Genomic DNA, 9,075 nt, shown 5'->3' with positions numbered 1-9,075 from the left:
GGACCGGCGTGAAAATTCTGGGAGCCAAAGGTGACCCGGCCTACTTCATCGGCGGTGAAGACGCTGCCACCCGTGCCACGGATGGTAGTGCAACTGCCGGACGTAACTATCGCCTACAGGGCAAGAACATCAAAGTAGCAGGTACAGATCCTGCTGTAGGTATCGTCTTAATTGATGAAAAAGGCACAGAAACAAAGCTACCGATGGATATGATAGCAGTAAACAACCCTTCGGAAGTACTGGTACTCCTACCGCCAGACCTGACAGACGGAATATACGAACTGCGACTGACCACGCAATATACAAGTGGCAACCGGCAACTGAAGACCCCACATGTCATCAGCCAAACCATCGTAATAGGCAATGCAACCGAGGGCGACGGAGATATTGTGGACGACCCGACAGCATAAATCATACCGCATCGCTTCCCTTATGCAGGGCTGCATTGATATCTTGTGCAGTTCTGCACAAGGTGCCGGTGCACCCCTGCACAATGCGGCAATGCAACCAAGCTCTAAAATTACTGATAAACCTGTACCGGAAGTTCTCCCCTTAAAGCACCCAAAGCATTCAATGCCAAAGCCTCCATCTCATCTTCTCCCGGATACACGAAGACGGGAGCAAGGAAAGAAATACGTTCCCTTAAACGGGAAATTACGTAATCGGAATAGGCAATGCCTCCGGTCAGCAGGATGGCGTCTACCTTTCCGCATAAAACAGTAGAGGCGGCACCGATGCTTTTGGCCACATTGTAGATCATGGCATCGAGCACCAACCGGGCATGATCATCACCTGCCTCAATGGACTGAATAACGGCAGGAATATCAGTGGTTCCCAAATGGGCGGTAAGCCCGGCACGGCCCGAAATTCGTTTCTTCAATTCATCTTTGGTGAATTTCCCGCTGAAACAGAGGTCTATCAGTTGTCCGGCGGGAAGAGTTCCGGCTCTTTCGGGTGAGAAAGGACCTTCTCCATCCAGTGCATTATTGGCATCGACCGCACGCCCATGACGATGGACCGCAACGGAAATGCCTCCTCCCAAATGGCAGACAATCAAATCAAGATCTTCATAACGAGTGCCATGTTCGGCAGCATAACGACGGGCAATAGCTTTCTGATTCAGTGCATGCCAGATAGTGATACGCGGCATCAAGGGCGAACCGGTAATGCGGGCAACCTCTTCCAGTTCGTCCACCACACCCGGATCTGCAATAAACGCCCGACACCCGGGTAGAGCTGCGGCCAATTCATCGGCTATCAAACCTCCCAGATTGCAGGCATGCGTACGCATGGCATGGAGGGTATCCCGCTTCATGGCTTCGTTAACCTCATAAACTCCACCGGGAATAGGCTTCACCAAACCTCCGCGTCCAATGACAGCATCGAACCGGAAAGGAATATCATTTGCCTCCAACTCCCGGAGGACAAGTGATTTACGAAACTCAAACTGGTCGATCACCTGGGGGAAGGCAGACAACTCTTCTACTGTATGGCGGATATTGCGTACCAACAAAGGAACTTCGTCTTCATAAACGGCAATCTTTGTTGAAGTGGAACCGGGATTGATAACAAGGACCCTTTCACCCCGTCCATTCCTCGCAGAAGGGGAAGTGGGGATTGCATTCAGTTTATCCATATTCTTAGTTTAATTATGATCATCATTCGGAGCATCTTCCTCCCTCTGCCGACCGGGTAGAAGCCGTCAGGCATGCCATCGCAATGCTATAATACTTGGAAAGTCCGGAATCACTACGTGACGGTAACACCACCGGACAAATGGGGCCTTGCAGCAATCCTGCCATATCGGCCTTGGCAAATAATGAAACAGATTTATAAAAAGCATTGGCCGACTCGATATTAGGGAATATCAATACATCTGCCTGCCCATTGATGGGCGATACAATTCCTTTAATATCCCCGCTGGCCTGCTCGCAGGAAGTACGGACATCCAACGGACCATCAATAATAACATTGCCAAACTCTCCGGCTTCGGCCAACTCCACGATATTAACATAATCGAGCGAATGGGGGAACTTGGCACTTACCTTCTCCGTACAGTGAATCAAAGAGATACGCGGCTGTTCTATCCCAAACCTCCGGCAGGTACAAATGGCATACCAAACCATCTCAATACGTTGTTGTAAAGTGGGCCGGGGAATAACAGCCGCATCCGAAAAGAACAGTAATTTATCATACGTTGGAATCTGCATTACAGCCAGGTGAGTAAGGATCTTTCCTTTGGGTAGTAGCCCTTTCTCCTTGTCAAGAATAGCATGAAGCAGGTTGTCAGTACTGATAATCCCTTTCATCACAATGTCGGCTCCCCCTTCGCGGACAATGCGGACCGCTTCACGCGCTGCCTCGTCGGGATCTTCGATATGGATGGTCTTCACATAATCCGGATACTTTTGCAAGGTAGGATACTTTTGAAGGATGGCTGAGTCACCAATCATCAGAAATTCTGCAATACCCTCGTCAAGTGCACGGACAATGGCATATTCTGTATTCGGATCATTGGCACAGACAACGGCAATCCGTTTCCGTCGGTTTAAGGTTTTTAGGTGTTCTGTCAGTTGGTCGAAGTTTCTAATAGGTTCCATAACGTTAGATTTTTAGCAAATATCAGAAAAAGGATTGAGAAGTACATCATGGTATATTGAAAAAATGGGTAAACCGGATAACATTTTGATATTATACAACGCTTTCATTTCTACGGATGCAGGTAATTTCGTTTTTTAATGTAAATTTGTATCCTGTTAAACACCTATAATCAAACAGAACCATGAAAACAAAAACTTTTCTCGCTCTTTTCTGCCTGCTGTGTATCAGTTCAGGCTTTTCATCGTGCCAACGTCATTCATCCGACCAGTGGACATTAGTCTGGGAAGATAATTTCGACCAGAAAACAGGCTTTGACCCACAGGTATGGAGCAAAATACCACGTGGCAAATCGGACTGGAATAACTATATGACAGACTTCGACTCCTGTTTCGATATGCGTGACGGCAATATGGTGCTGCGGGGTATCATCAATTACAGCCAGCCCAATGACACAGCACCCTATCTGACCGGAGGGATTTATACCAAAGGGAAAAAGGCATTCAGCAACGGGCGTCTGGAGATACGCGCCAAGCTGAACGGTGCACGCGGCGAATGGCCGGCTATCTGGATGCTTCCGGTAGATGCTCCCTGGCCGATGGGTGGAGAAATCGATATTATGGAACGTCTGAATCACGACACAATCGCTTACCAGACTATACATACCAACTATACATACAATCTGGGTATTAAAGACAATCCGTTGTCACACTCCGTAGGTACGATCAATCCCGATGACTACAATGTATATTCGGTAGAAATGTATCCGGACAGCATTGCATTCTATATCAATGATACGCATACTTTCACCTATCCCCGCATCGAAACAGACAAAGAAGGGCAATTTCCCTTCGATCAGCCTTTCTATCTGCTGATCGACATGCAACTGGGTGGCTCGTGGGTAGGAGCTGTAGACCCGAAAGAGCTTCCAGTAGAAATGCATGTAGACTGGGTAAAATTCTACCAGAAGAAATAAACTAAAACAAATTCACTGAATGAAGATACAATTCCCTCCATTCCTGTACGAAGGCGATAAAGTTGCCATCGTATCGCCTTCGGGCAAGATAGACAATATGTTTCTGAGAGGTGCCAAGGCGCAACTGGCGTCTTGGGGACTGGTCCCTGAAATGGGAAAACACGTCCGTAGCTCCTGGGGATGTTATGCCGGCACCATCCGGCAGCGCGCTTCGGACTTTCAGACAGCAATGGACGACAAAGAAATTAAGGCGATTTTATGTAGCCGTGGCGGCTATGGAGCGGTTCATCTTATTGAACGGCTCGACTTCACCCGTTTCCGCGAACACCCGAAGTGGATGATCGGATTCAGTGATATCACAGCGCTCCATAATCTGTTTCAGTATAACGGATTTGCTTCGTTACATGCTCCTATGGCACGCCATCTCGCAGTAGAAGCGGCCGACGATCCGTGTTCACTGTACCTGAGGGATATACTTTTCGGTAAACTGCCTGCATATAAATGTAAGCGTCACAAGTTGAACCGACTCGGCACAGCCAAGGGTATTCTGCGTGGTGGCAATATGGCAGTATTCCACGGCCTTCGGGGAACTCCGTACGACATACCTCCCGAAGGGACAATCCTGTTTATCGAGGACGTGGGCGAACGTCCTTATGCCATCGAGCGCATGATGTATAACCTGAAATTAGGGGGCGTACTTGAGAAGTTGTCAGGCCTCATCATCGGACAGTTTACCGAATACGAAGAAGATCGTGCCATAAAGAAAGACCTTTATGGTGCACTCTTCGATCTGGTAGAAGAGTATAATTATCCGATCTGCTTTGATTTCCCCGTAGGGCATGTAACGGAAAATCTGCCACTGATCAATGGGGCGGAAGTAGAACTTATATCCGGAAAGAAAGGAGTAGAATTGTTAATAAACCCTCCTATCTGACCTACCCTACTGCGAAAATGACTAATTTTGAGGCCTTAACCCCAAAAGCATAATTATGAAAAGAAATTCTATGCTATTACTGACAGCTTTTATTTTGTTATCCGCCTTTTCTTGCGGAACGAACAACAACAAAACCAATTCAGTTCAGGAGCCTGAAAAGAATATAACCGTGAAAGCACCACAATTCGATGCAGACAGCGCCTATAAATACATACAGGCACAAGTGGACTTCGGCCCTCGCAATCCGAACAGTAAAGGACATGCAGCATGTGGAGAATATCTGGCTGCTAAGCTGGCAGAGCATGGGGCCAAAGTGACTAACCAGGATGTGGAACTGCCCGCCTATGACGGCACGCTGCTGAAAGCACGCAATATCATCGGTTCATTCAAGCCCGAAAGCAAAAAACGCATTGCCCTTTTTGCACACTGGGATACACGTCCGTGGGCAGACAATGATCCCAACGAGAAGAATCACCACACACCGATATTGGGTGCCAACGACGGGGCGAGCGGTGTGGGCGTGTTGCTTGAAATAGCCCGACTGATCAATCAGCAACAACCGGAACTGGGAATCGATATTATCTTTTTGGACGCAGAAGATTATGGCGCTCCCCAATTCTATAAAGGAGAGCATTTAGAGGAGCAATGGTGTCTCGGTGCACAATACTGGGCACGCAATCCGCATGTGGAAGGCTATAATGCCCGTTTCGGTATCTTGCTCGATATGGTAGGCGGCAAAGATGCCACTTTCTTCAAAGAAGTGTATTCGGAGAAGTTTGCCCGTGGAGTCAACAAAAAGGTATGGAAGAAGGCTAACGACGCCGGTTACGGACGTTACTTTATTAACGAAACAGGTGGCCAGATCACTGACGACCATCTGTTTATCAATCGGCTGGCCGGTATCCCGACTATCGACATCATTCCGAACGACGAAAATTGTGAACTGTCCAGCTTCGGACCGACTTGGCATACCGTAAACGACAACATGGATGTTATCGACAAATCGACACTCAAAGCCGTGGGACAGACCGTACTGGAAGTTATCTATAACGAGAAATAATTATTCAATATGACAATCAACGAATTACAAGACGAAGTCATTGCCGAGTTCAGTGACTTTGACGACTGGATGGACCGCTACCAGTTGCTTATCGATTTAGGAAACGAACAGGAACCGCTTGACGAGAAATATAAAACGGAACAGAATTTGATTGAAGGTTGCCAGAGCCGTGTGTGGCTTCAGGCAGACGAGGTAGGTGGAAAGGTGATCTTCAAAGCAGAAAGTGATGCACTGATCGTAAAAGGTATTATCGCCCTGCTGATAAAAGTTGTTTCGGGACATACACCGGACGAGATTCTGAATTCGGAACTTTACTTCATCGACCGCATCGGGCTGAAAGATCATTTATCGCCCACCCGCAGCAACGGTCTGCTATCCATGGTAAAACAAATGCGAATGTACGCATTGGCATTCAAAGCCAAAGGGACAAAAGGTTAATCTCCTCATTCTATATCGCCACAGTGGACACACAGAAGGTCCGCTGTGGCAAATCAAGGATCTTTTTCATCCACTTGATATTCCAGAATATCCCCCGGTTGGCAATCGAGTACTTTGCAGATTGCCTCAAGGGTAGAAAAACGAATCGCTTTGGCCTTTCCCGTTTTCAGGATAGAAAGGTTGGCAGGTGTAATGTCTATCTTCTCCGCCAACTCCCCCAAAGATATCTTTCTTCGGGCCATCATAATGTCAAGGTTTACTATTATAGCCATAATTCCATTAATTTTTCAGTGTCCGGATTCAGATGGTAAGGTCTTGCTCCTCTTTCATCTTTAACCCGATGGCGAATACTTCGCCTACAATCAGCGAAACCAGTCCTAAAATGACCAGCATCACAGAGTCAATACTTGTCTCCATAGAGTAGCCGGATAATGAAAAGACTGAGGACAGTTCATAATCATTCATCAAAGCCGGCACCGCTTCACTAATAAAACTCAGCAACAGGGTGACTCCCAACCAACGTAACCTACGAACATTCTTCCAATTAAAAATATCCGATTTATTGATAGAAACAATCAACTGCACAAACAGCACCGTAGATGCTATTACGGCCAAAATGGCAAGAAGCCCGGAGAGCACTTGCGCAACCATCAGCCAGGTGCTCCTATCCACTTTTACATTCGTGATCAACTGTGTGTAAGCAACAGGCACATAAGATTGGGTCCGTTCATTGTAAACAGAATCTTTAAACGACGAAAAATCTTCGGGCATCAACGTAGCAATGCGAAGGTTAATAGCCTGTTCCACACTTTCATTGCCGGAATGACTTATCTTCATGCCCTCGGAAAAGCCATGACCGAAATCACGCCCCATGTTGAATACCGAATAACAGAATACCAGAAATACCAGTAAACATAGTATGTTCAATCTTCTTTTCATATTATGACTTGTTTTTCAATCTTCATAGTTTAGTTTCACTCACTCTTTCTCCACACTCCCGGAATCGTAACCTGCTTTATCCGTAGGAAGCAGCCAACGAACAGCATAGCGGTCACAGCTATCAGTATGTAATAAGATGTAGTATCGGTCACATCGCTAATCGTATCCGCATCGGGATAGGTCAGGCTCAATATCACAGAAAGGCTGTTATTCACAATGTGTATCAGGATACAGGGGATCAGGCTCCGCGTCCGGTAATAAACCCACGCCAACAGAAGTCCTCCGAAGAAGGCGGCAACTACCTGAGCCGGATTCAAATGGAATATTCCGAAAAGAAGTGCGGAAAGAAAAATCGCTTTCCGGGGAGAATATCGTTCAAGCAACGCCTTAGTGACACCACCACGGAACAAAAGTTCCTCAAGAACCGGTCCCAACAACGTGATGGCCACAATTCCCAACCAACCGGACTGTAAAGCATTAAACTGTTGTTCCAGAACATCAGGCACCCAAGATAAAACAGCAGTTAACAAGTCCATCAGAACAGTCATCGACAAGCCTATCAGAAAAGTGACCGTAAGAAACGGTAACGAAACGAATGACCAGCTCATTTTATCCTTAGGTATGTACCGGGCTTTCCATAAATAAAAAAACATCACTGCCATGGAAAGTAACATCGAAGGAGCCAGTGTCAACTCCGAAATCCGGGTGGCATCCATATTCCCACCATTCATACGGGCAACAACAGTAAAAGGAATACCTATCAGCCCACCACAGACAAGCTGGATCCCCAGATAAATAAGAATTAATTTGATCGCTGTTTTCATTCGGTTCTCTGTTTTAAATATGTACAAAGATAACGGTTTTAATTGACTACCGTTTCAGTAGCAGGGTGATTTGTACCATGTCCGTGCAAAACAGAGCTACACACAAACAAAGCTAACATAGAGATGGATACTACCAACATCGTAATGCTCATCAATGACTTTCCCATAAGATTGACTTTGGAGATTCGTTATGTTATTCAATAATAATTTATCGTTTTTCGATATGCAAAGATTGATATTAATTTCCACTTAAACAAGAAATCCGACAATTATTTATCGATAAACAATAAATATAGCATGTTTTTCGATATTAAGAGGGGCGCATATAGCCGGCTCAAAGGCAAACAGGAAATACAAAATGTCAATTGACATTTTATTTATTCCCCAAAAGAGCTTCTACATCGGCCGCATCCCGATGAAGTTGAGCTATCAGCCCGTCAATCCCATCGAACTTCAGTTCCGGACGGAGATACTTCACAAAAGAAATACGGATAAACTTATCGTAAATATTTGAATGGAAATGAAGGATGTTCACCTCTATCGAACGCTCGGGACCATTTCCTATCGTGGGGCGGGTACCGATATTCAACATACCGTTATAGGTACGCCCATCGAATGTGACATGAACCGCATAAACGCCATCGGCAGGAATCAATTTATCAGGATCGTCCACACTGAGGTTGGCTGTAGGAAATCCTATCTTACGTCCCACTTGATAGCCACTCACCACCGTACCATCCAGAAAATAGTCGTAACCCAGACAACGGGACGCCATATCGACTTCACCCTGATGCAGCATCTTGCGAATGACGGAAGAGCTTACATGAAGATCATCACACACACAGGCACGGGCACGAACTACCTCTATGCCCATCTCGGAGCCGTAACAGCAATAGTCTTCGAAACCTTCACTACGGTTGTGCCCAAAGCGATGGTCATAACCGATGACGAGTGTCTGCACCCGATAACGGTCTCTCAAAAGATCAGACATAAACTCGCGGGCAGTCAGGCGCGATACTTCCTGCGTAAAGTCAAGCATGAAACAATAGTCCACCCCTGTTTCCTCGAGCAGTGTCCGCTTTTCTTCCGGAGTAGTCAGCAGTTCCGGACGATAATCCGCTTTCATCACCTTACGGGGATGAACAGGGAAGGTAATTAATGCAGAGCGCAATCCACGAGCGGCAGCCAGCTCTCTGACTTGCTTGATCAGGAAACGATGCCCTGTGTGTACTCCGTCGAAAAAGCCGATGGTAGCTACACAAGGTTCGGGTGTAAATGCCGGTATATTATGGATTATCTGCATGCT

The 9,075-nt window shown here is 46.4% G+C and carries 12 protein-coding genes; 5 read left to right on the top strand and 7 right to left on the bottom strand.

Annotated features, from left to right (window positions below; genetic code table 11):
• The coding region (locus FDF36_RS16835; RefSeq protein ID WP_220392136.1) for a DUF4469 domain-containing protein at window positions 1-410 on the top strand (410 nt) is incomplete at its 5' end.
• 110 nt (window positions 411-520) lie between these two features.
• Here the strand turns inward: FDF36_RS16835 and buk are convergent.
• Window positions 521-1,636 (bottom strand): butyrate kinase, encoded by a 1,116-nt coding sequence (buk, locus tag FDF36_RS16830; protein ID WP_220392135.1) that lies wholly within the window; start codon window positions 1,634-1,636, stop codon window positions 521-523.
• Window positions 1,637-1,658: 22 nt separating this feature from the next.
• The gene (locus FDF36_RS16825) at window positions 1,659-2,600 is read right to left on the bottom strand and encodes a phosphate acyltransferase (RefSeq protein ID WP_220392134.1); all 942 of its coding nucleotides are present in this window, start codon (window positions 2,598-2,600) and stop codon (window positions 1,659-1,661) included.
• A gap of 182 nt (window positions 2,601-2,782) precedes the next feature.
• Between FDF36_RS16825 and FDF36_RS16820 the strand changes: the two genes are divergently transcribed.
• From FDF36_RS16820 to FDF36_RS16805, 4 genes are read left to right on the top strand one after another with little or no spacing between them, the layout of a single operon-like run.
• Window positions 2,783-3,574, top strand: a complete 792-nt coding sequence (locus tag FDF36_RS16820; protein WP_005782009.1) for a glycoside hydrolase family 16 protein — start codon at window positions 2,783-2,785, stop codon at window positions 3,572-3,574.
• A 19-nt stretch (window positions 3,575-3,593) separates the two neighbouring features.
• Window positions 3,594-4,508, top strand: a complete 915-nt coding sequence (locus tag FDF36_RS16815) for a S66 peptidase family protein (RefSeq protein WP_005782007.1) — start codon at window positions 3,594-3,596, stop codon at window positions 4,506-4,508.
• A 55-nt stretch (window positions 4,509-4,563) separates the two neighbouring features.
• Complete coding sequence (locus FDF36_RS16810) at window positions 4,564-5,568, top strand: M20 family metallopeptidase (RefSeq protein ID WP_220392133.1); 1,005 nt, start codon at window positions 4,564-4,566, stop codon at window positions 5,566-5,568.
• 9 nt (window positions 5,569-5,577) lie between these two features.
• Window positions 5,578-6,006, top strand: coding sequence for a SufE family protein (locus tag FDF36_RS16805; RefSeq protein ID WP_005782003.1), 429 nt, complete (start codon window positions 5,578-5,580; stop codon window positions 6,004-6,006).
• 53 nt (window positions 6,007-6,059) lie between these two features.
• Here FDF36_RS16805 and FDF36_RS16800 read toward each other — a convergent pair whose 3' ends face one another.
• The 5 genes from FDF36_RS16800 to FDF36_RS16785 form a co-directional block, all read right to left on the bottom strand.
• Window positions 6,060-6,278, bottom strand: a complete 219-nt coding sequence (locus FDF36_RS16800; RefSeq protein WP_005782001.1) for a helix-turn-helix domain-containing protein — start codon at window positions 6,276-6,278, stop codon at window positions 6,060-6,062.
• 28 nt (window positions 6,279-6,306) lie between these two features.
• Window positions 6,307-6,945, bottom strand: a complete 639-nt coding sequence (locus tag FDF36_RS16795; RefSeq protein WP_005781999.1) for a DUF2975 domain-containing protein — start codon at window positions 6,943-6,945, stop codon at window positions 6,307-6,309.
• A gap of 35 nt (window positions 6,946-6,980) precedes the next feature.
• Window positions 6,981-7,769, bottom strand: coding sequence for a CPBP family intramembrane glutamic endopeptidase (locus FDF36_RS16790; RefSeq protein ID WP_220392132.1), 789 nt, complete (start codon window positions 7,767-7,769; stop codon window positions 6,981-6,983).
• 38 nt (window positions 7,770-7,807) lie between these two features.
• Entirely contained in the window at window positions 7,808-7,936 is a 129-nt protein-coding gene (locus FDF36_RS21345) for a hypothetical protein (protein WP_255469910.1), read from the bottom strand.
• Window positions 7,937-8,142: 206 nt separating this feature from the next.
• Window positions 8,143-9,072 carry a bifunctional riboflavin kinase/FAD synthetase gene (locus tag FDF36_RS16785; protein WP_220392131.1) on the bottom strand — a complete coding sequence of 310 codons (930 nt, stop codon included), beginning with the start codon at window positions 9,070-9,072 and terminating at the stop codon, window positions 8,143-8,145.
• Window positions 9,073-9,075: the final 3 nt, after the last annotated feature.

This window comes from Bacteroides fragilis (assembly GCF_019583405.1).
In the GTDB taxonomy this organism is placed as follows: domain Bacteria; phylum Bacteroidota; class Bacteroidia; order Bacteroidales; family Bacteroidaceae; genus Bacteroides; species Bacteroides fragilis_B.
Note: the sequence above shows the minus strand (reverse complement) of the source record. Positions and strands in the feature narration are given on the sequence as shown.